Source organism: Brachybacterium sp. J144, from assembly GCF_036321705.1.
GTDB lineage: Bacteria > Actinomycetota > Actinomycetes > Actinomycetales > Dermabacteraceae > Brachybacterium.
This window is the reverse complement of record NZ_JAZDCG010000022.1, coordinates 31,792-53,921: the sequence shown is the minus strand read 5'-3', so window position 1 is coordinate 53,921 and position 22,130 is coordinate 31,792. Positions and strand designations below refer to the sequence as shown.

The 22,130-nt window shown below is 70.8% G+C and carries 16 protein-coding genes; 2 read left to right on the top strand and 14 right to left on the bottom strand.

The window, feature by feature from the left end; translation table 11 throughout:
* Positions 1–159 precede the first annotated feature (159 nt).
* From V1260_RS07905 to purB, 9 genes are all read right to left on the bottom strand, one after another.
* Complete coding sequence (locus tag V1260_RS07905; RefSeq protein ID WP_329746272.1) at positions 160–2,337, bottom strand: hypothetical protein; 2,178 nt, start codon at positions 2,335–2,337, stop codon at positions 160–162.
* Positions 2,338–3,261: 924 nt separating this feature from the next.
* Positions 3,262–4,863 carry a hypothetical protein gene (locus tag V1260_RS07900; protein ID WP_329746271.1) on the bottom strand — a complete coding sequence of 534 codons (1,602 nt, stop codon included), beginning with the start codon at positions 4,861–4,863 and terminating at the stop codon, positions 3,262–3,264.
* 683 nt (positions 4,864–5,546) lie between these two features.
* Positions 5,547–6,905 (bottom strand): M20/M25/M40 family metallo-hydrolase, encoded by a 1,359-nt coding sequence (locus V1260_RS07895; protein ID WP_329746270.1) that lies wholly within the window; start codon positions 6,903–6,905, stop codon positions 5,547–5,549.
* Positions 6,902–8,452: an MmgE/PrpD family protein gene (locus V1260_RS07890; RefSeq protein WP_329746269.1), complete on the bottom strand. Its 1,551-nt coding sequence runs from the start codon at positions 8,450–8,452 to the stop codon at positions 6,902–6,904. The genes V1260_RS07895 and V1260_RS07890 overlap by 4 nt, the downstream gene beginning before the upstream one ends.
* Complete coding sequence (locus tag V1260_RS07885; RefSeq protein ID WP_329746268.1) at positions 8,452–9,300, bottom strand: amino acid ABC transporter ATP-binding protein; 849 nt, start codon at positions 9,298–9,300, stop codon at positions 8,452–8,454. The genes V1260_RS07890 and V1260_RS07885 overlap by 1 nt, the downstream gene beginning before the upstream one ends.
* A gap of 7 nt (positions 9,301–9,307) precedes the next feature.
* Entirely contained in the window at positions 9,308–9,985 is a 678-nt protein-coding gene (locus V1260_RS07880) for an amino acid ABC transporter permease (RefSeq protein ID WP_329746267.1), read from the bottom strand.
* A gap of 3 nt (positions 9,986–9,988) precedes the next feature.
* Positions 9,989–10,783, bottom strand: a complete 795-nt coding sequence (locus V1260_RS07875; RefSeq protein ID WP_329746266.1) for a transporter substrate-binding domain-containing protein — start codon at positions 10,781–10,783, stop codon at positions 9,989–9,991.
* Positions 10,780–11,403 carry a GNAT family N-acetyltransferase gene (locus V1260_RS07870; protein WP_329746265.1) on the bottom strand — a complete coding sequence of 208 codons (624 nt, stop codon included), beginning with the start codon at positions 11,401–11,403 and terminating at the stop codon, positions 10,780–10,782. The genes V1260_RS07875 and V1260_RS07870 overlap by 4 nt, the downstream gene beginning before the upstream one ends.
* On the bottom strand, positions 11,400–12,767 hold the full coding sequence (gene purB / locus V1260_RS07865) for an adenylosuccinate lyase (protein WP_329746264.1): 1,368 nt from the start codon (positions 12,765–12,767) through the stop codon (positions 11,400–11,402). Before purB ends, V1260_RS07870 begins: the two co-directional genes overlap by 4 nt.
* Positions 12,768–13,132: 365 nt before the next feature.
* Between purB and V1260_RS07860 the strand changes: the two genes are divergently transcribed.
* Positions 13,133–14,212 (top strand): adenosine deaminase, encoded by a 1,080-nt coding sequence (locus tag V1260_RS07860; protein WP_329746263.1) that lies wholly within the window; start codon positions 13,133–13,135, stop codon positions 14,210–14,212.
* 258 nt (positions 14,213–14,470) lie between these two features.
* Here the strand turns inward: V1260_RS07860 and V1260_RS07855 are convergent, their stop codons facing one another.
* Both V1260_RS07855 and V1260_RS07850 read right to left on the bottom strand, forming a co-directional pair.
* Entirely contained in the window at positions 14,471–15,724 is a 1,254-nt protein-coding gene (locus tag V1260_RS07855; RefSeq protein WP_329746262.1) for a GHMP family kinase ATP-binding protein, read from the bottom strand.
* On the bottom strand, positions 15,721–16,521 hold the full coding sequence (locus tag V1260_RS07850; protein ID WP_329746261.1) for a sugar phosphate nucleotidyltransferase: 801 nt from the start codon (positions 16,519–16,521) through the stop codon (positions 15,721–15,723). The genes V1260_RS07855 and V1260_RS07850 overlap by 4 nt, the downstream gene beginning before the upstream one ends.
* A gap of 153 nt (positions 16,522–16,674) precedes the next feature.
* Here V1260_RS07850 and V1260_RS07845 point away from each other — a divergent pair, with 153 nt between their 5' ends.
* On the top strand, positions 16,675–18,804 hold the full coding sequence (locus V1260_RS07845) for a potassium transporter Kup (protein WP_329746260.1): 2,130 nt from the start codon (positions 16,675–16,677) through the stop codon (positions 18,802–18,804).
* A gap of 18 nt (positions 18,805–18,822) precedes the next feature.
* On the opposite strand, the gene V1260_RS07840 is transcribed toward V1260_RS07845, so the two are convergent.
* From V1260_RS07840 to V1260_RS07830, 3 genes are all read right to left on the bottom strand, one after another.
* Positions 18,823–20,109 carry a glycosyltransferase family 4 protein gene (locus V1260_RS07840; protein WP_329746259.1) on the bottom strand — a complete coding sequence of 429 codons (1,287 nt, stop codon included), beginning with the start codon at positions 20,107–20,109 and terminating at the stop codon, positions 18,823–18,825.
* On the bottom strand, positions 20,106–20,531 hold the full coding sequence (locus tag V1260_RS07835) for a PRC-barrel domain-containing protein (protein ID WP_329746258.1): 426 nt from the start codon (positions 20,529–20,531) through the stop codon (positions 20,106–20,108). Before V1260_RS07835 ends, V1260_RS07840 begins: the two co-directional genes overlap by 4 nt.
* A gap of 519 nt (positions 20,532–21,050) precedes the next feature.
* Complete coding sequence (locus V1260_RS07830; protein WP_329746495.1) at positions 21,051–22,124, bottom strand: aspartate-semialdehyde dehydrogenase; 1,074 nt, start codon at positions 22,122–22,124, stop codon at positions 21,051–21,053.
* Positions 22,125–22,130 lie beyond the last annotated feature (6 nt).

Genomic DNA, 22,130 nt, shown 5'->3' with positions numbered 1-22,130 from the left:
ATGCACGCGGCGATCCCTTCGAACCGATGGGATTTCGATCCACCCTCCCTCAATCCCAGTCGACAGCATTACGTGGATCCATATTCCCATCGGGAAATAATATACGAGACCGCCAGAACGAGAAGTTGACATCGATCTTCTCAACTATGACTAGTATCACTAGGCGTCTTCATTGAGCGGTACGTCGAATACGCGAGTAGCATCAACGTCGCCACTCCAACGCAGAAAGATAGTTGCGCGATTAACGGCGACATCTTGAGGGATCCCCTCAAAGAGATGCCGACTCTCTTGCAAATAGGCAGTCCTGGTTAACATCGAGCCACCAGCATATACGTAGATCGCAGATTCGCATGACCGCGGTAGATCCTCTAGTTCCACAACTAGTCTGCCCTCAGTATCAGTTCTACTCATTCGAGCTCTGACGCCCGAGAGATCTACTTTCGCAACTTCGTCACTGAACGTCCACGGGGCCACTTCCAGACTATTCTGAGGCACCGGTTCGCGCCGCGGCGAGTACAAAGAAACAGAAACGTCACCACTGAGGGCATCGCCTTCTAGAACTCGCACCGGAATATCAGGGGGCATGTAAACATCTTGAATAGACTCCGTCACGATCAGTAGCGAGCGGACGGACGCCTCGTTCTTGGCCGCCAGCCGCGCAACCCTTTCAATCAGCGCACCATGCCAGGCATCCGGCAATCGCCCGCGCCAGGAATCCACATTGTACCCAACGCGCTCGACTGCGAGCCGATCGAAATCGAACGTAGGAATGGATCTCCTTCTAACCTCCTGCGTAAGAGCTAGATTCTTCTGGTCGTGATACTTCTCGTTCGCTCGCTCCGCGGAAGCAACTTCCCAGATCCCCACATTGCCTTCTGACCTAAAATCCTCAGGCCAGGGCTTCGCCTCCAGTGGAAGTGCGTTCAGATCAGAATCGGCCTTCTCGATAATATCGAAAATGACCCGTCCGTTGGAGTAATCGTGCGCGTTCAACATTGCTGATGCAGCTTCGAACTCGGGGCGCGCCAGCGGGTAGAGTGTTCGCGTCCCGCCAACCCTCATCCACTCGACGTTCCCCGCATGGGCCCGGCTCCTATACTCGTCAAACGAGTACTCGAGCTGATCGATAACTCCGCCTTGAACGATCGACATCGAGTTAACAAAGGAGTTTTGCGCGGACACATAGAAATCGGCAGGTATTCGCGCGTCCTTCACAAGATGCTCGAACAAACTCGCCAGGTCCTCGCGCGATCGGTCCGGAGTGCCGAAAGCCCTATTCCACCAAAGCGGAAATCCTGCTTTATATCCGGCGCCGATATAGCTCCTATAGTACTCCCCGCCCATGCCCATAAAGCTGACTTCGTTTTTCTGCTCAACGAGCGATGCGCGCGGAGAGATTTCAAACACTTCATTCGCTCTCGAGTCAAGTGTGTCGTCAAGGACTTCCTGGAACGTCGCAGGAACCGCGACACCATTCCCCGACACCTTCCAATCGAGTCCATAACGGTCAACCATCTTCGAGGCCAGCTCTAGGTCGCGCCGGAAAACTTCCCCACTCGCACCTATCGCTGTCGATCGATCGGAGACCACTTCGAGGTCGTCGGCAATTCCTCCTGCTGCAAATACGGCCATCAGCGCACGGGAGTCTCTGCCGCCTGAAAGGGAGAAAGTTCTCCGCTCTGCGCCCACAAGCGCCGCCTTGGAGTCCTCAACCATCCCCTCAATGCCACGCTCAATGAGCGTGTCATAGTCCAGATCATCCAGCAGCGGTTCTGGCCGGTCAAGGATGCCTACTCCGCTACGCCCAGCAACGATGGCCGATTTGCGCGGGAGCACCTGGATCCCTGACGAGAACGTTCGATCGGAAGATCTAGTCCGAAATAATGCCACATTGCTGACCAGGTGCGGCAATGCAACGTCCCAGTTTACTTCCCCCGTAGACAATCCCCTCTTTCCTAGTTCAGAAAGTACGCCTCGCTGAGTAAGTCCAGCAATTAGAGTTGAACGCCCCGGGTGCGCGCGCGACGACACGATTGCGTAATGCACTCTGCCGAAGCCGAAATAGTCAGACATGATCATAAAGTCGCCATTATCAGCTCCGCTCCTAAGAATCGCCATCCATTCGCCAGTTCCTCGAGCGAGATCTACCAGCTGAACGGAACTCGGAGGTAGGTCACCCAATTTATACGCCCCAGCATAGCTGGCTGTTTCAACGTGTCCAGAAAGGCCGAGGAGCACCCAGTCCTCAAGTCCAGGAAATCGCCTTGAACTTGGCATCGAGCCGATGCCATCTATGACTACTACTTCCATCATCCGTCGCCGGGGGGAATGCTGCATCTACAAAACCTTCCTTTCGTTCATCGAATGTCGATACTCTTGCATGGAGCACCTCTCATACATTGGAATGTCGCGTCCAAATGAAACTTTATTCACCTTGCCTTGAACACTACACGCAAGCTCGAGGATCAAGTCGATCGAGAGGTGGACGTTCTTGCCATGGGTTGATAGCTCGCCAATCTTCATCGATAAGATCGGTACTACAATTTTGATTAGAATGGATAGTGACGGCATGCTTGGCGTGATGTCGATCATACTTGCAGAGTTGGGATTGGACAACAACCTCGTCTCGTCTCAGAGTCGCACAACGAGTGCGGAAGCCTTTGACCGCGGTAGCAGGCGAGCAGGGCCTGATGAAGACCTGGGTCAATCCGGAAAAAACTCCGGTCGCCCCCAACAGCCTCCAGGACGGATCGTCAAACATCAGTGATGCGATTCTGTAGGCTCTGCAGAAAGTTGCGAGCTTAACGTTCCGTGCCCGAATGAACTATGCGCGGGTCACATGAGAAGTGCAGGCCGTCCCCGACAGTCTCGTCCATCGATGTTGTAACCCCGAGGACTTAGGGAGAAAGTCGCTACTTAATTTTTCAACACAGATCGCGCGTGCCTACTTAATGCGCTTGCATTCTGCTGTAGATAGAGCGACTGCCCGTCGCCAGTCTTTCCGATGCCTGCTGTAATCAATTGCGAGTGTCGCCGAATCGACCGAGGTACTGAAGGCGTCGACACCGGGACTGAATTTGCTGCTTTAGAAATTATTCTCATGCTCCTTTCTCCCGTGATGATGATTCCGCGCATGTCGGCCAGTATGTCAAAGGGGTGTGGCGAGCGGGGGTGCATCTCGCGTCGTCGCAGGTGAGGACAGATGACCGCCGGCCGATCCCCCGACCCTCTGCCATGGCCCGTAACCGAGGCGGAGACCGCTCACCCCGCCCGCTCCCCGATCAGGCTGAGCCGGTCGTCGGCGAACACCGCCACCCGGCCGGGGGCGACCGGGGTGACCCACCAGACCGAGTCGGTCGTGGTGAGCGATCCGGTGACCCGCCCCGTCGCCGAGTCGACGGCGAGGACCCGGCGGGCGTCGGCCTGGTCCTCACCGACGAGGAACGGGTTGCGCCCCGTGTCGCCCTCCGGCGCGTAGTACACGGCGACGGCGCCGTGTGCAGCGTCCACTCCCGGGATCGAACCGCCGGGGACCTCGAGGGTCCAGATCTCCTCCGCCGTGGCCGGATCGACGCCACGGAGCCGCTGCTGCTGTCGCTGCACCACCACGTCCGTTCCGGGCACCCCGGCGACGGCGTCCGCGTTGACCGAGAAGTAGGCGAGCGGCCCGATCTCCTGCCAGGCCCCCGTCGCAGGGTCGATCGCCGCCGCGTCGCCGACCCGGCGGGCCCGAGCCCCGCTCTCCGGCTCCTCCGCGGTCGCCTCGGCATCGTCCGGTGCCGCGTCGTCGTCCCCGATCTCGAGACCTGCGTAGATCCAGTCGCCCACGGCCACCGAGCTGTCCAGGCAGGGGGCGTCCTCCTCCCAGTCCACCTCCCCGCTCGCGCTCCAGCCGCGCAGCCGGCACATCCCGGCCTGCGCCGACGGCTCGCCCTCGACGACCACCACGTCGCCGAGCACGGCGATCTTCGTCCCCGCCTCGGTCGTCTCGAGCACGGACCCGGTGGCGGGGTCGACGAGCGACACCGGGCCCAGCTGCTCGCCCGTCTGCCGCCCCGCGAACACCGCGCCGACCTCGGGGATCTCCCGCGGTGCATCGTCCGCGAGATCCGTCTGGCGGTAGAGGACCGACAGCAGCGCAGCACCGCTCTGCCCCGGCATCGACCAGACCTCTGCCCCGTCAGGACCGATCCCCACGACACGGCACGTGGACTCGTCACGACGGTCCGCGCAGCTGGTGACCACGAGCGTCCCCGCGAGCGAGGCGATCGGATCTGCGAACGCCCGGTCATCCACGTCGAGGTCCACGCCCTCCCCCGCGAGCGTCGACCAGGTCCACAGCAGCTCGCCCTCGGGAGAGATCCAGCGGGCCTCGACGCTATCCCCCGACCCGGAGAAGCGCGCGAGCACGTGCCCGTCGGCCGCGACCTCGAACCCGCGGGCGCCGCCGAAGGTGCTCGCCTCCTGCACCCACAGCTCTTCGCCGCTCGCCACGTCCACCGCGTGCAGACCCGCCTGATCCGTGAACAGCATCCGCTCGCCGTCGGAATGGATCACGCCGACGAGCCCGTCGGTGCGGAGGACCCAGAGCGGATCGCCGCTGCGCTCGAGAGCCGCGACGCGCCACGGCACCACGACGGCAAGCGCGAGGGCGAGCACCAGCAGCATCGTGCCGAGGACGCGCCAGCGGGTGGTCGGCAGCGCCGAGAGACAGACGAGCATCCCCAGTGCGGCGAGCGCGAGGGCGAGCAGGTACGCGATGAGCCCCCAGCCTGTCCACAGCACCATGCCGATCGCCACCGCTCCCCCGAGCACGACCGCCGCCCCGACGCCGAACTGCCGAGTCCGCTGCCCGTCCCCCATGAGCCCTCCCCCGATGACCTCGCTCCGGGCGGTTTCCGGTCCCGGCTGGTCAGGATATCGGGGGTGGCGGGGGCGGGATGGGGAGGAGACCCCATGGGGTTTCGCGGGGCCGTCGAGCCTGCCTCGCGGTTGCGCGCTGTGCTTCCCCTCGTGGAAGCACAGCGCGCATCGGCGAGGCCCACCGACGGTGGGCCGCTTCTCTCACGTGTCCGCAGGGGGAGGCCAGTGACCCGCGAGTCCCGGGGTTGGCTATGAGTTGACCCTCCGGATGCCTGCACGTCCCGCCGCTAGGCTCGCCCTGCTGCTCGACGTTTCCCTGCGGGAGCAAGGCCGTCGCACCGGAGGTTTCGCCCGCTGAGCGTTCATGACGGGAAGCTCGCCGGGCAAAACGGTGAGGGATGGGGCTTGGGCGGGCTGTGGTTGGCGGGCCGGGGCGAGCGACGCCGTCGGGATGGGCTGTCCGCCGATGGGATCCCAGCGGCCCGTGCCCGGCACAGAGCGGGGCTAGGGCCGCTCACGTCCCGTTGGTGGACAGCCCGGCCGGAACCGGACCTCCCCAGCCCGGCCGGGACCGGACCTCCCCAGCTCCACCGGAACCAGACCCCCAGGCCAGCCGGGACCCGACCTCCCCACCCCGACCGAGACCAGACCCCCCACCCCCGTCGGCCGCCCCGCCGACCCCCTCAGCAGTCGCCGACCAGCCGCAGCAGCACGCGGGCGCCGAAGCGGATGGCGTCCACGGGCACGCGCTCGTCGATGCCGTGGAAGAGGGGGGCGAAGTCGAGATCAGCGGGCAGCTGGAGCGGGGCGAAGCCGTAGCCGTCGATCCCGATCTGGGAGAGCTGCTTGTTGTCGGTGCCGGCACTGAGGCAGTAGGGGATCAGCTCGGCGCCCGGGTCCTCGGCGAGGATCGAGCGGTGCATCGCCTCGACGAACGCGGTCTCGTGCGGGGCGTCCAGCGACACCCCGATCTTGTCGATGATCACCTCGACATGCTCACCGGAGAGCTCGTCGATGAGCTGCAGCAGGTCGTCCTGGTGGCCGGGGAGGAAGCGGCAGTCGAGCTCCGCCTCCGCGACCTGCGGGATGACGTTGCCCTTGTACCCGGCGTGGAAGGTGGTGACGTTCGCGGAGTCGGCGAGGGTGCCGGCCACGAACTGGCGCGCCCCGCCGAGCAGCGGCAGGAACGACTCCGCGTCGTCCTCCTGCCACGGCGTGCCGGTGATCTCGGAGACCCGGTCGAAGAGGGTGCGGACGCTCGCCACGTACTCGCGCGGGAACTCGTGCGCGTCGATCGCGGCGACCGCCTGGGAGAGGCGCACGATCGCGTTCTCGTCGTTGGGGACCGAGCCGTGGCCCGCGCGTCCGGTCGCGCGCAGCTTGAGCCAGGCGTAGCCCTTCTCGGCCGTCTGCAGCAGGTAGGCGCGGACGTCCTCGCTCGTGTCCTTCCGCGGCAGGGTGATGGAGTAGCCGCCCACCTCGCTGATCGCCTCGGTGCAGCCCTCGAAGATCTCGGGGTGGTGCTCGATCATCCAGCGGGAGCCGTAGGTGCCGCCCGCCTCCTCGTCGGCGAACATGACGATGACCAGGTCGCGCGGCGGCTTCTGCCCGGTGCGGGCGAGGTGGCGGACGACCGCGAGGATCATCCCGTCCATGTCCTTCATGTCCACGGCGCCGCGGCCGTAGAGCATCCCGTCGATCACCTCGGCGGCAAAGGGATCCACGGACCAGTCCTCCGCCGCGGCGGGCACCACGTCGAGGTGGCCGTGCAGCACCAGGCCGCCGCGCTCGCGGTCCTCGCCCTCGAGACGGACGACGACGTTGGCGCGGCCCGGCGCGGACTCGAGGATCTGCGGCTTCAGGCCCACCTCCTCGAGCTGGGCGACGACGTACTCCGCCGCTTCCCGCTCCCCCGGACCCCAGGTCTCCGGGTCGTGGCCGCCGTAGTTGGAGGAGTCGATGCGGATCAGTTCGCGAGTGATGCGCACCGCCTCGTCCTGGACGAGGGCGAGCTGCTCGGGGGTGGGGTCGGCGAGGGTCACGCGGTGGGTCCTTCCAGCGGGGTCGAGGTCGGGGTCGGGGCGGCGGTCAGCTCCGCGAGGAGCCGGCCGACGGGGGTCTGGGCGGGGACGGGGGCCGACGGGGTGTCGGCGCCGGTATCGGAGGCAGCCGGAGTTCCGGTCGCGGCCGGTGCGTCGGTCGTGGCGGCGTCCACTCCCAGCAGAGCACGGATCCGCTCGGCGCGGGAGACGTCGCCGGTCGCGGCGGCGAGCTTCGCGCGGCGGGCGTCGGCCGAGAGCGGGGTGCCGGGAGCACCGTGGGGTCGCTGCACCGAGGCGCGGTGGACGGCGCCGCGTGCGGCGTGCACCTCGACCTCGGCCCAGAAGTCGCGGCGCCCGCCGGGCAGGGGCTCCCCGGGGACGTGCTCGCGGCGCACCTTGGCGGCGAGGGCTGTGACCTGCGGGTCCAGGGGGCGCGGGGACAGCTCGGCGAGGTCGGGGGTGCGGCCCAGCAGGATCAGGGCGAGGATCGCCTCGGCGCTGAAGCGGGCCTCCTCCCCGGTGGCGGGGGCGATGTGGACCAGGGCGGCGTCGGCCCCCGGGCGGACCCGCACGACGACCTCGCGAATGGCCTGCGGGTCGAGAGCGGGGGCGAGATGCGCAGCGGCATCCGCCATCGACATGGCGGCCGAGCAGAACGGGAACCGCTTCTGCCAGATCCCCGGGCTGTGGATCGCCCAGGACTCCCCGAACCCCTCGACGAGCGCCGCCCGCTCCCCCTCCCCCACGCCGAAGGCCGCGAGCAGGCCGGAGAGGCCGGTGACCGCGGCGTCGGCCGTGTGCAGACCCGACTGGGCCCACTGCACCGCCTCCACCCCGGCCTGTGCCGCGAGGCCCGCGTGCAGCGGCTTGCCGGGGGTGCCGAACTGGGCCCGCACCCCGCCGGAGCGGGACGCGGCGATCGAGAGGGCGGTCGCGGTCTGCTCGGCGTCCAGGCGGAGCAGGTGCGCGCCCGCGGCCGCCGCGGCCACCGCCCCGGCCGTGCCGGTGGGATGCCAGCCGGCGGCGTAGTGCGCCGGGCCGAGGGTGCGGCCGAGGCGCGCCATCGCCTCGAGGCCGACCACGTAGGCGGCGTACAGCTCGTCGAGCAGGCGGTCGTCCGCGGCGAGGGCGAGGAGGGTGGGGACCAGCACCGCGGAGGGGTGGCCGCGGACGTCCTCGTGAGTGTCGTCAAGATCCAGCAGATGCGCCTGGAAGCCGCCGACCAGCGCCGCGTGCGCCGCGGTCAGCCCCGGGGTCGCGGGGTCCGTCGGATCCCCGGCACCGATCACGGGGCGGGGCACGGCCGGTGTGCCCTGGTCGCGGGCCCAGGCGAGCAGCCGGTCGCGGTCGGCGAGGGCGGAGGGGTCCTGGGCGACGGCGAGGGACGCGGCGATGACGTCGCTGAACGCCTCCGCGGCCGCCTCCCGCAGCGCCCCCGCGCTCGCGCGCCCTGCGGCCGAGGCACCCCCGTCGGCCGCCGCGCTCGCGCGATCGCCGTCGCCGAACGGATCGGCGGCGGTGACCGCGCGGGCGAGGACGCCTGTCATCAGCCCGGCAGACCCTGCGGGTCCAGCGGCGAGGCGCCCTGCGGACCGGAGCCCCGCCCGTCGGACCCCGACTCGTCGGACCCCGTCGGCCGCAACACCCCACCCGTGGCGTGCTCGCGCAGGAACCGGCGCGTGCGCTCCTCGCGCGGCTCGCGGATCACCTGGCGGGCCGGGCCCTCCTCGACGATCCGACCCTCGTCGATGAACACCACCCGATCCGCGACGTCGGCCGCGAAGGCCATCTCGTGCGTGACGATGACCAGGGTGATCTCGCGGTCGGCGAGGTCGCGGATCACCGCGAGCACCTCGCCGACGAGCTCGGGGTCCAGGGCGCTGGTCGGCTCGTCCAGCAGGATCGCCGCCGGATGCACGGCGAGCGCCCGCGCGATCGAGACCCGCTGCTGCTGACCGCCGGAGAGGGTCACCGGGAACTGGGTCTGGGTGGCGCCGACGATGCCCACGCGCTCGAGCAGCTCGCGGGCCTCCCGCTCGGCGTCGGCCGTCGCCACGCCCTTCGCGGTGAGCGGGTCCATGACGTTCTGCAGCGCGGTGCGGTTGCGGAACAGGTGGTAGCTCTGGAACACCATCGCGGTCTTCGAGCGCAGCGCCCGCACCTGCTCCCGAGGGATCCGCGGGGCGGTGACGCTCGCGCCATCGATCTCGATGGTGCCGGAGTCCGGGGACTCGAGCAGGTTCAGGCAGCGCAGCAGGGTGGACTTGCCCGAGCCGGACGGCCCGATGATCGCCACCACCTCGCCGCGGCCCACGTGCAGGTCCACGCCGTCCAGGACGGTGTTGTCGCCGGACCTCCCGCGGAAGGTCTTCGACAGGCCGGTCACGTCGATCATGCTGCGCTCACCTCACGTATGCGCGGCTGAGCCGCTTCTCGAGTCGGCCCTGCAGGAAGGAGTAGCCCACCACCAGCAGCCAGTACACCAGGCCCACCACGAGGAAGGTCTCGAAGAACCGGAAGCTGGCCGAGGCGATGATCTTCGCCTCCGCGAACAGCTCCGTGAGCCCCAGGGTGAAGGCCACCGACGTCTCCTTGAGCAGGGAGATGAAGATGTTGCCCGTCGCCGGCAGGGCGTTGAACGCCGCCTGCGGGATGATGTAGCGCCGGTACACCTGCGGGGAGGACATGCCGGTCGCGAGACCCGCCTCCAGCTGGCCGCGGTCCACGCTGGTCAGCGCCGCCCGGAAGATCTCCGCGAGATAGCTCGACTCCTTGAGCGAGAAGCCGATGATCGCGGCGGTCAGCGCGTCCATCGTGGACATGGCGGGGATCAGCTGCGGCAGGCCGTAGTAGATGAGGAACAGCTGCACCAGGGTGGGGATGCCGCGGAAGAACGACACATACACCTGGGCGAGCGGGTCCAGCACCGGCACCCGCAGGAACCGGATCATCGCCACGAGCAGGCCGATGAGGATCGCGAAGGCCATCGAGACCACCGCGATCAGCAGCGTGACCGGCAGGAGCTTGAGCAGCTGGGGCAGGACCTCCAGCATGTACCCCGGATCGAGATCGATACCCATGGATCAGCCTCCGGTGTAGCCCTCGGGCTCGGTCACCACGTCGTCGCCGTAGTACTTCTCCGACAGCTCCAGGAGCGTGCCGGCCTCGCGCAGCGCCGTGATCTGCTCGTTGAACTGGGCGACGAGCTCCGAGCCCTTCTCGAACGGGAAGGCGACGGACTCCCAGGCGATCGGCTCACCCACGAACTTGAGGTCCGCGCCGGACTTCTGCATCTCCGCGTAGAAGATGCCGGAGGACTGGATGTAGCCGTCGACGCGCCCGGCGAGCAGGTCCTGCATCGCCCCGTCACGGGTCTCGTAGGTGCGGATCTCGACGTCCACGCCGTTCTCCGCCGCCCAGGTCTCCAGGTGGGTGGTGTTGTTCGAGCCGAGCACGCCCGCGATGGTGTGGCCGGCGATGTCCGCGAGCTCGTTCAGCTCGGTGTTCGAGCCGAGCGCCCCGACGACCGCGCCCATGTACGCGTAGGGCTCGGTGAAGTCGTACTGGGCCGAGCGCTCCTCGGTGACCGCGACGTTGTTCGCGACGGTCTCGAGCTTGCGCGCCTCGAGCTGGCCCATCAGGCCCGAGAAGTCCGCGTTGGTCCAGGTGACGGAGCGGCCCAGGGCCTCGGCGATGGTCTCGATGAGCTCCACGTCGAAGCCGATCAGGGTGCCGTCCTCCTGGTAGGAGTTCGGGAAGGACTGGCCGGTGGAGCCGGCGCGGATCGCGCCGCTGTCGTCGCCGCCGGAGCAGGCGGCGAGGACCGGCGGGAGGGCCAGGACCGACAGGGCGGAGAGGGCGAAGGTGCGACGCTTCATGAGGAGAGTCCTTCCAGGAGGTCGGCGTGACGGGTGCGCCAGCCGGCGTAGGCGGGGGGATCGAGGGGGCGGAGATAGAAGCTGGTGAGATGGCCGAGGCCGAGGTCCGCGCTGCCGACGGGCTCGAAGCCGAGGCGCTGATAGTAGGCGCCCAGCCACGGATGGTCGGCGGCCGTTCCGAGGGAGACCGCCGGGGCGTGCAGCTGCGGGATCAGCACCTGGTCGATGAGGGCCTGGATCAGCAGCGCCCCGGTGCCCTTCGGGGCGAGGGTCGGGTGCGCCGCGAGCCAGCCGATGTGCGGCAGGCCCAGGTGCCCCGGGTTCGGGCCCCACGGCAGCCGGAGGGAGATGGAGCCGACGAGGGTAGCGGCGGGGGTGGCACCGGCGGAGGCGGCGCCTGCGCTGGTGACGTCGGCCGTGATGGCGTCGACCGTGAGCCCGTAGGCGAGGTTCTCCCGCAGGTGGCGGGAGATCTGCGCGTCGTCCGCGGTCGCGGCGGCGAAGTGGACGCCCAGCCGCTCCGGCTCCGCATAGGCGGCGTGGAGCAGCTCGCGGTACTCGACGAGGTGGGACTCGTCGAGCAGCACGAGGGTCGGGCTGGAACCGGCGGGCGCGGTCATGCGCTCTCCGGTGCGGGCAGGGCGTCGTCGGCCGCGGCGAGCACGGCGTCGATCGCGTCGGCCGTCTCCCCGAGGTAAGCCGTCGCCTCGAGCCAGGAGCGGATCGTCGCGGGATCGAAGTGGGCGGAGACGCGCTCGTCCTCGGCGAGGACGTCCGCGAGGTGCCGGTCCTCCTCGACCGCGGTCATCGACGCCGCGTAGACCACGTGGTGCGCCGTCTGCTTGCCGAGCTCGCGACCGATCTCGAACATCGCCTTCTCGGAGAGGATCAGCCCGCCCTGCAGCTCGAGGTTGCGGCGCATGGCGTCCTCGTGGACCACGAGCCCGCCGAGGATCGTGCCGAGGGTGCGCAGCTGCGAGGCGAGGTAGAGGTGGATCTCCGGCAGCGCGATCCACTCGGCGCGCCACGAGATCGCGTCCCGCTCGTGCACGGTCGCGGCCCCGTCGAGGATCAGGGCGTGGGCGTGCTTGATCGGGGCGGTCAGCGCCGCCGCACCCTCAAGCAGGGCCGGGTTGCGCTTGTGCGGCATCGTGGTCGAGCCGATCTTCCCGGCCGTGAACGGCTCCTCGACCTCGCCGATCTCGCTGTGCATGAGGGAGGACAGCTCGGTCGCGATCTTGCCGAGGGTGGTGGAGACCAGCGCGAGTACGCTCGAGTACTCGCCCATCCGGTCGCGGGCCGCCTGCCAGGAGATCCGCGGCGCGGCGAGGCCCAGGTGCTCGAGGGTGGCGCGCTCGATCTCGCGGCCGCGGCCGTCGAAGCTCGCGTAGGTGCCGACCGCGCCGGAGATGTTGCCGGTGAGGACGTGGGCGGTCGCGACCTCGAGGCGGTCCAGGTGGCGCAGCACCTCGTCGAGCCAGATCGCGGTCTTGAAGCCGAAAGTCGTGGGCAGGGCCTGCACATAGTGGGTGCGGGCCGCCATCGGGGTGTCCCGGTGCGCGATCGTCAGCGCGCGCAGGGCCTGGCCCACGGCGACCAGGTCGCGGCGCAGCACCGCGGCGGCCTCGCGGATCTGCAGCACCGCGCCGGTGTCGACCACGTCCTGGGTGGTGACGCCGAAGTGGACCCACTCGCCGTGCTCGCCCGCGGCGGCCTGCAGCGCGGAGACGGTGGCGTTCAGGGAGTGCATCGCCTTCGCGCCCTCGGCGGCGATCGCGGCGAGGTCGAAGTCCCCGGCCGCGGCGGCATCGATCGCGGCGGCGGCCTCGGCCGGGATCACGCCCAGCTCCCCCTCGGCGACGGCGAGCGCGGCCTCCACGTCGAGCTGCCGACGCAGGCGGTTCTCCTCGCTCCAGATCGCCCGCATCTCCGCGGTGCTGAAGCTGTTGCCGATGGTCAGCATGTCCACGACGTGCGATGACACGGATGGCCTCCCGAGCGTGGGGCGGGGTCCGACGGGGCGGGTCGCAGCGCGGCTCGGCCGTCCGCATGCCCTGACCGGCATGGGGACCCGGCGAGATGGTTGATGACGAACATAAGCGTACGTGATGTGGGATCGCGCGGGCCGGGACGTGAGGCGGCTCATGCGGGGGCGGCGGGGGACGTGGGGCGGGGCGGGGCGGCGGAGCACGGCGGGTCGAGGCGGTCATGGACGTCGGTCAGCCGCGTCGACGCTGTCATTGCTGTCGGTATTCGCGCGCATTCTGACAGCAACGACAGTGTCGCGCCGCGCGGGCGGGACCTCGCGGGCGGGAGCTCGCGGGCGGCGGCGGGACGTACCCTGCCGGGATGAGCCTCACCCCCGCGCAGATCCGCTCCCTCCCCACGGCCGTGCTGCACGACCACCTCGACGGCGGGCTGCGCCCGGACACCGTGCTCGCGCTGAGCGCCGAGCTGGGCATCGAGCCGCCCGCCCGGACCGCCCCCGAGGTCGCCGACTGGTTCCACGATGCCGCGGACTCCGGCTCCCTCCCCCGCTATCTCGCGACCTTCGACCGCACCCTCGCGCTCATGCAGCGGCCCGAGGACCTCCGCCGCATCGCCCGCGAGTTCGTGGAGGACATGGCCGCCGACGGGGTCGTCTACGCCGAGACCCGCTGGGCGCCCCACCAGCATCTCGAGCGCGGCCTCACCCTCGAGGAGGCGGTCGAGGCGGTGCAGGCCGGGATCGAGGAGGGGATGGCCGCGGCGTCGGACGCGGGGACGCCGATCCTCGCCGGGCAGCTGCTCTGCTACCTCCGCCACCTCGAGCCGACCGAGGACCTGGTGCGCCTCGCCGATGCCCACCGCGACCGCGGCGTGTGGGGCGTCGACCTCGCCGGGCCCGAGGCCGGGTACCCCGCGTCCCGCTTCCGAGCGGTGTTCGAGCTCGCTTGCTCGCTCGGGGTGCGGGTGACGATCCATGCCGGGGAGGGCGACGGGCCCGCCTCGATCGCCGACGCCCTCGACTGCGGCGCCGAGCGGATCGGGCACGGGGTGCGGATCGCGGAGGACCTGGGCGGGGACGACGCAGGGGCCGAGGCTGGTGGGGCCGGGGCCGTCGCCGCGCGGGTGCTGGCCCACGGGATCTGCCTCGAGGTGTGCCCCAGCTCCAACCTGCAGACAGGCATCGCGGCGACGATCGCCGAGCATCCGGTGCCCCGGCTCGACGCCGCCGGCTTCCGCCTCGCCGTCTCCAGCGACAACCGGCTCATGTCCCGCACCTCGACCAGCCGCGAGCTGACCCTCGTGGCCGAGGCCTGCGACTGGAGCGTGCACGACCTCGAGCGCGTCACCCTCACCGCCCTCGACGCCGGCTTCGCTCCCGCCGCAGCCCGGGAGGCGCTGCGACGGCAGGTCGTCGTCCCGGCCTACGCCCCCGCGCGGTGAGCTGACGGGCGGGGCCCCGGCCCCGGGGCAGAACTCCTGACCTGGGTGGCCGAATCCTCGGCCCGGCTGGCAGACCCGACCCCGCCTCCGACCGTCGCCCCAGGGCAGAACCCCCACAGACTTGGGGGTATTCGGCGCGTATTCCCCCAAGTCTGCGGGGGTTTCGGCGCGAGGTGGCGGGGAGACGGGGCAGCCGGGCCGTGGGAGGCGGGGCGGGCTCGGCGGACGGAGCGGGGCACCCCGCCCCACCCAGCGCCCCTACTCCACCCGCATCCCCGCGGGGCCGGGGCGGGTGACCAGTGTCGTGGCGCGGTCGTGCGCCTGCCCGGGGCCGGAGGCACGGTAGCGGGCGAGCCAGTCGGCGGCGAAGACGTCAGCCCCCGACGTCGGCACGAGCCCCCACACGCTCCCGCCGAAGCCCGCCCCGAAGGCGGAGGCGGCCCGCGCCCCCAGCTCCTCCGCGAGGCGCACCAGCTCGATCGTCTCCGGAACCTGGTTCCCCAGATGCGTGGCGGCAAAGCGCTGCGAGGTGCGCACCGCCGCCGCGAAGGCGTCCAGGTCGCCGTCCCGCAGAGCCCGGTGCGCCGCCGGCACCAGCTCGGCCGACTCGCGCACGAACTGCTCGAGCCGCTCCCGCTCCGACCCCGGCTCCGCCACGAGCAGCAGCGGGGCGAGCCGCGGCTCCTCGTCGACCGCGACCGGCCCCGCGAGATCCTCCCCGAGCACCCCTCGCAGCGCGGCCTGCAGGCTCGCGTCGGCCCGGCCCGTGCGCCGGTTCCACCGGGCGAGCAGCTCGCCGAGCAGGGCGGGGCCGCGGTTGTACGCCTCCTGGGCGCCGCCCGTCTTCTCCGCGAGCACACCGCTGACCGCGACGACAAAACTCCACTCCTCCGGCAGCGCGACCCGGTCCAGGATCCGCATCGGATCGAACTCTGCGTAGGAGAGCATCCCCGCCTCGCTCGTGAGCATGCCCGTGTGGTCGAGCGAGCCGCCCGAGGTGCCGACCCCCGTCCGTCCGGCGAGCGTGCCGAAGGTCTTCCCGTTCTCGATCGACGCGGCGTAGCCGGCGACCGCGACCCGGTCCGGGATCTGTGCCTGCCAGGTCTCGGTCGAGGGCAGTCCCGCGAGGTCGGCGAGGGCGAGGGCCGTGCCGGTCAGGAGGGCCGAGGAACTCGACATGCCGGAGGCCGGCGGGAGCGTCGAGGAGATCTCGAGCCGGGCCGCGGGCAGCGCGCCGAAGTTCGCGGTCAGGCGGTCCAGGACCGTCTGCAGGTAGCGGCCCCAGTGCCCCGCAGGCAGGCCCGCCTCCTCCCCCGCCCGCAGGCGGAGCGAGCCGTCGACGACGTCGGTTGTGGCCTCGAGCGTCCCGTCGGCCCCCGCGATCACGGCGGCGTGCACCGTCACGCCGCGGTCGACGGCGCAGACCAGCACCCGGCCGCCCCCGTAGTCGGTGTGCTTGCCGAGCACCTCGAGACGACCGGGCATCTGCCAGGTGACCTGGGCGGTGCTCACAGGGAGACCTCGACGCCGGCCAGACGGCGCTCCACCTCGTCGATGTCGTCGCGGCGCGAGAGGTCCAGGACCCCGCCCGCGAAGGGGATGACCTGCACGTGCGAGAGCTCGCGGACCGCGTCGACGATCTCCAGCTCCCCGCGGGCCGACGGCGCGATCCGCGCGCACGCCGCGAAGATCTCCTCGGTGAAGGCGAAGGCGTTCATGGAGACGAGGGCGTGCTCGCCCGCGGCCTCGACGGTCGCCGCATCGGGCTTCTCGAGGATCGCCTCGAGGCGGCCGCCCGTCTCCTCGAGCAGGGCGAAGGCGGCGATCCGGTCCTCGGGGATGTTCGACTCGGCGACCAGCGCCGCCCGGTCGAAGCCCAGCAGGGCGTTCCCCTCGGCCTGCAGCAGCGCGCCGATGCCGCCCCTCGGGTACAGGTTGTCGCCGTTGACCATCACGAACGGCTCGGAGCCGACGGCCTCGCGCGCCGCGGCGACCGCGTCGGCCGTGCCCCGCGGCTCCGCCTGGACGGCGAGCTCGACCCGCAGCCGTTGCGGCGCGACCCGCTTCAGGTGCCGGGTGAAGTCCTCGTGCTCCGGGGCGACGACGAGGATCGCGCGGGTGATGCCCGCGTCGGCGAGCGCGCTGAGGGAGTAGTCGATCAGGCGGTGCGCGCCGATCGGCATGAGCGCCTTGTGCCCGGACGCTGCGGCGGCCGCCTGCTCGGGGGTGAGGGCGGCATCGGTCGACGCGCCGGCGGCGCGCATGCGCGAGCCGAGACCGCGGGCCAGGACGACGGCGGTGGTGATCATGCTGGTCATCGTAGACGCGCGGTGGATCCTCGGTGCCGCGCCGCGGACCGCTCGCTCCGCTCCACGCCCCGGCCGGCACTGGTGACGCACAAGACAGCCCGTGCGGGGCCCCGGGGCTTGCGCAGGGCCGCGGTGGTGGCAGGATTGCCGCTCGTGTCAGAGCACACCTCGGGCGACTCCCTCCGCGGAGAACCCCCCGCCGACCCGTCGGCCACCGCGGACGACTCGTCCGACCCCGCCGAACCCTCCTTCGCGCCCCGGCCTCGCGACCACGGCGACGACCACGACCACCCGCACCGCAACCTCGACCACTCGGGCACCGAGCGTCGGCCGAAGCCGCTGCCGCTGCTGGTCCTGGGCGCGCTGGGCGTCGTCTTCGGCGACATCGGCACGAGCCCGCTGTACGCGCTGCAGACCGTCTTCTCGACCCACCACAACGCAGTCGCCCCCACCGAGGCGGACGTGCTGGGCGTCGTGTCGGTGGTGCTGTGGTGCCTGATCCTCATCGTCACCGTCACCTACCTGGGTCTGATCATGAAGGCCGACAACCAGGGCGAGGGCGGGATCCTCGCGCTCACCGCGCTGATCGGCCGCAAGCTGACGGGCCGCGGCTCGGGCCGGGAGCTGAAGGTCGCGCTGGTCCTCGGCGTGGTCGGCGCGGCGCTGTTCTACGGCGACTCCGTGATCACCCCGGCGATCTCCGTGCTGTCCGCCTTCGAGGGCATCGAGACCACCGGTTCCGTCTCCAACGCGGTGATCGTCCCCGGCGCGGTCGTGGTGCTGACCTGCCTGTTCGCCGTGCAGCGCTGGGGCACCGGCCGCATCGGCGGCACCTTCGGGCCGATCATGGTGACCTGGTTCGTGGTGCTGATCGCGATGGGTCTGCCGCAGATCGTCGCGAACCCGTCGATCCTCCGCGCGATCTCCCCGCACTACGCGCTCGCCTTCGTCGTCGACCGCCCGGTGGTCGCCTTCATCGCCCTCGGCGCCGTGGTCCTCACCATCACCGGCGCGGAGGCGCTGTACGCGGACATGGGGCACTTCGGACGTCGGCCGATCCTCGTCGCCTGGGCCGCGCTCGTGCTCCCCGCGCTGGTCATCAACTACTTCGGGCAGGGCGCGCTGATCCTCGCCGACCCGACCGCGATCGTGAACCCCTTCTTCTCGCTGGTGCCGGAGGCGCTGCGCCTGCCGCTCGTGGGCCTCGCCGCCGCGGCCACCGTGATCGCCTCCCAGGCCGTGATCTCCGGGGCGTTCTCGGTGTCCCGGCAGGCGACGCGGCTGTCGCTGCTGCCGCGCCTGAAGGTCACGCAGACCGACCGCGAGCAGGGCGGACAGATCTACATCGGCCTGATCAACCTGATCCTCTTCGCGGGCGTGCTCGCGCTCGTGCTGGTCTTCCGTCGCTCCGAGGCGCTCGCCGCCGCGTACGGCCTCGCGGTCACCGCGACGATCATCCTGGTCCTCGCCCTGTTCCTGCTGTACGCGCTGAAGATCCGCCGCTGGCCGCTGTGGCGGGTGCTGCTGCTCGCGGTCGTGGTGGGCGGTCTGGAGCTGGTGCTGCTCGCCGCGAACGTCGTCAAGATCCCCGCCGGCGGCTGGCTGCCGCTGGTCATCGCCGCGGCGCTGACCTGCATCATGCTCACCTGGAAGCGCGGCTCGCGGATCATGTTCGGCCGACGCCGCGAGATGGAGGGGCCGATCCACGAGTTCGTCACCGGACCGGCGCGGCAGGCTCGACGCGTGCCCGGCCTCGCCGTCTACCCGCACGGCGACCCCACCACCGTCCCGCTCGCGCTGCGCACCAACGTCGCGATGAACCAGGTGCTCCACGAGCACGTCGTGATCGTGACGATGAAGCATCTCGGCGTCCCGCACGTCCACCGCGACGACCGCGTCCACGTCGACGACCTCGGCGACCCCTCCGACGGGATCGTGCACGTCACCTACCTGGTCGGCTTCCACGACAGCCAGGACGTCCCGGCCGCGCTGCGCACGGCGGTCGAGGAGCTGGGCGCGCCGCATCGGGCGGGTGGGGCGGCCGGGGCCGAGGCGGTTTGCGCCCCGGACTGCACCGCGCACTGCCCCGAGCTGATCGTCGATCCCGAGCAGGCCGTGTACTTCCTGTCCGTTTTCCGCATCGAGCCGGGCAGCGACGACGCCATGCCGCGCTGGCAGCGGGTCCTGTTCCGCCAGCTCGAGAAGGCCTCGGCGAACCGCACCCAGGTGCTGCACCTGCCGCCCGCGCGCACGGTCGTGATGGGCGCAGAGTCGGTGCTGTAGCGCGGGGCGCGCCGCGGTTCAGCGGCGGACGACGCCCTCGAGGATCTCCAGGTACCGGGCGGCGAGCACGTCGTCGTCGGCGTTCTCGGCGATCCAGCGTCGGCCGCCGTCCCGCACCGCCGTGCGCGAGCGGTCCGCCGCGAGCTCACGCCACAGCGCAACGAGCGCCTCCTCGTCCTGCGGCGGCACCACATCGCCCGCCCCGGCGGCGCGCACCACCCCGGCCGCCTCCCCCGCGAGCAGCGCGGTGATGTGGCGCCCGGTCGCGAGCACCTCGTACAGCTTCGACGGGACCGTCCACGCGAAGGGCGCCCAGTCCCGCAGCGACACGATCACCGAGTCCGCCCACGCGTACAGGGCGTCGACCTCGGAGTGCGGGACGCGCGGCAGCACCTCGACCGGCGCGCCCAGCTCATGCGCGAGCGCGGCGAGAACCGGCGCCTCCACCCCGTGGCCGACGATCCTGACCTGCACCGGGACCCCCTCGGCCCGCAGGCGCGCGGCAGCGCGGACCACCGTGTCCAGGCCCTGGGAGCGGCCCATGTTGCCGAGGTACAGGCAGCGCAGCTCCGCATGGTCGCCGGGCGTGTGATCGCGCTGCCGCGGCACTGCGGCGAGGTCGGTCCCGTTCCGCACCACCTGCACATCCACGATGCCGCGCTCGTGGAGGACGTCGGCGAACAGCTCGGTGGTGGTGACGACCGCGCGCGCCGACCGCTGCCAGCCGGTGACCTCGCGATGCACCCGCTCCTTCGCGAGCGCGACCCCCCAGTCCAGGCCGCGACGCACGGTCGAGCGGCGCGGAGCGTGCGCCACCTCAGCGGGCAGGGCGCCGACCGGTCCGACATGCGTGACCAGATCCGGCCAGGCGTCGCGCATCTCGACCACCAGCGGCACGTCCCACAGCATCGAGAGCACCCGGCCCACCAGCAGCGTCGGGATCGCGGGGGCGGTCGCCACGATCACCTCGGGGCGATGCTCGCGGCGGCCGAAGCGGTGCAGCAGCCGGCGCAGCGAGTCGGCCGCCGCGACGGCATGGTCCGCGGTGCGGGTGCCGATGTCGGCCCGATGCGGCAGATACGCGGTGCGCAGGACCGTCTCCCCCTGCGCTCCCCGCTCCACGGCGCCGACGCGATGGTCCCGGCGCTGCTGCCGGGTCGGCCGACCCCCGGGATAGTGCGGCACCGGGGTCGCGACCGTCACCTGGTGTCCGACGGCCAGGAACCGTTCCACGAGCGCCGACCAGCGACGCTGCGGGGCGCCGAACTCGGGCGCGTAGTAGTGGGAGAGCAGCAGGATCCTCATCCGGCGGCGGCCTCCTCGAGGCCCAGGGCGCGGGCCGCCTCCTGGAGGGTCGCCGGGTCGGCATGGCCGAGGGCGGGCGGGCGGATCCCTGCGCGGGCGGCGGCGCCGTCGAGCCGCAGGTGCAGCTCGGGTCCGTGCTCGGCCGACGGGGTCAGCTGCGCGGCGATCTCCGCGGTCGACGCGGCGAGGGCCGCGGCGGGCAGCAGGATCGCGCGGGAGCTGAAGTGCCGGCGGGTCACGGAGACGGCGGCCAGGTCACCGCTGCGATCGTGGAGGTAGACATCGCGGACACGGCCGACGCGGTCACCGTCGGCGCCATGCACCTCGACCCCGGCGAGCAGCTGCCAGCGGGGATCCGTGGTTGCGGGGGTGGTGGATGAGGGGGAGGGCGACGGGGACGCACCGGGGACGGAGTCGGCCATGCCCTGGTCTCCTGTCCCGCCGCGGGGCGCTCTCAAGTCGTCGTCGTGATTCCGGGCGAACGGACGCTCGATCCCCTCACCCCTGCCGCTGCCCTTCGCCGACCCCGACCCGTCGAAGCGCGCGGAACCGTGTTGTGCAACGGTGGAAACATACTACTCACCCCGGACACGTCCCGCGGCCAGCGGTCACAACGCCCGCCGGGAACCGCTACGACAGCCCTTCCCCTGGTCAGCGCTGCAGACTGGGGGGAATGAGCGCCGGATTCCCCCCAGTCTGCGGCGTTACCCAACGGTTACAGCGAGGGGCGAGGTCGCGGGACGAGGGCGACGGGATCTGCGAGAAGGTGAGGCGCGCGGGGCAACGGGCGCGGGGCGGGGCCCTGAGCGCGGGCGACGGGCGGGGCCCTGAGCGCAGGCGACGGGCGGGGCCCTGAGCGCAGGCGACGGGAGGGGCGCGGAGCAGGGGCGACGGGAGGGGCGCGGCGTGGGGCGGGGGATCGCCCCCGCCCTCCGGTCGCCTCAGGCGCGGGCGGCGATCAGCTCGGCGATCTGGATGGCGTTGAGCGCGGCGCCCTTGCGGAGGTTGTCGGCGACGGCGAAGAGCACGAGGCCCTTGCCGCCCGGCACGGACTGGTCCTGGCGGATGCGCCCCACGAAGGTGCCATCCTTCCCGGCCGCGTCGAGCGGCGTGGGCAGGTCCACGAGGGTCACGCCCGGGGCGGCCGCGACGATCTCCTCCGCGCGCTGCGGCGTGATCGGACGGTCGAACTCGGCGTGGATCGACAGCGCGTGGCCGGTCATCACCGGCACCCGCACGCAGGTCCCGGCGACGGGCAGGTCCGGCAGGCCGAGGATCTTGCGGGACTCGTTGCGGAGCTTCTGCTCCTCGTCGGTCTCCCCGGAGCCGTCGTCGACCAGGTTGCCGGCCATGGCCAGGACGTTGAAGGCGATCGGGGCGACGTAGGTCGAGGGCTCCCCGAGGGAGACCGCCGAGCCGTCCAGCGCGAGCTTCTCCATCTCGTCGGCCCCGGCGCGCACCTGCCCGGCGAGCTCCGCGACCCCGGCGACGCCTGAGCCGGACACCGCCTGGTAGGTGGAGACCTTCAGCCGGGCGAGTCCCGCCTCGTCGTGCAGCGCCTTGAGCGCGGGCATCGCGGCCATCGTGGTGCAGTTCGGGTTCGCGATGATGCCGCGGGGCGCCGACTCGATGGCCTGCGGGTTCACCTCGGCGACCACCAGCGGGACCTGCTCGTCGCGGCGCCAGGCGGAGGAGTTGTCGACCACGGTCGCGCCGGCCTCGGCGAAGCGCGGGGCGAGGGCCTTCGAGGTCGAGCCGCCGGCGGAGAAGATCGCGACGTCGACGCGCTTCCCGTCGGACGTGATGTCGGCCGTCTCGGCGTCCTCGACGGTCAGCGGCAGGCCGGCGTACTGCACGGTCGTCCCGGCGCTGCGGGCGCTCGCGAACACGCGCACGTCGCGGTGGGGGACGGCGCGGTCGGCGAGGAGGGCCAGCATCACGCGGCCCACCTGGCCCGTCGCGCCGACGACCGCGATCACGGGGCCGTCAGGGGTGAATCCGGGGCTACGCCCCATGTCCAC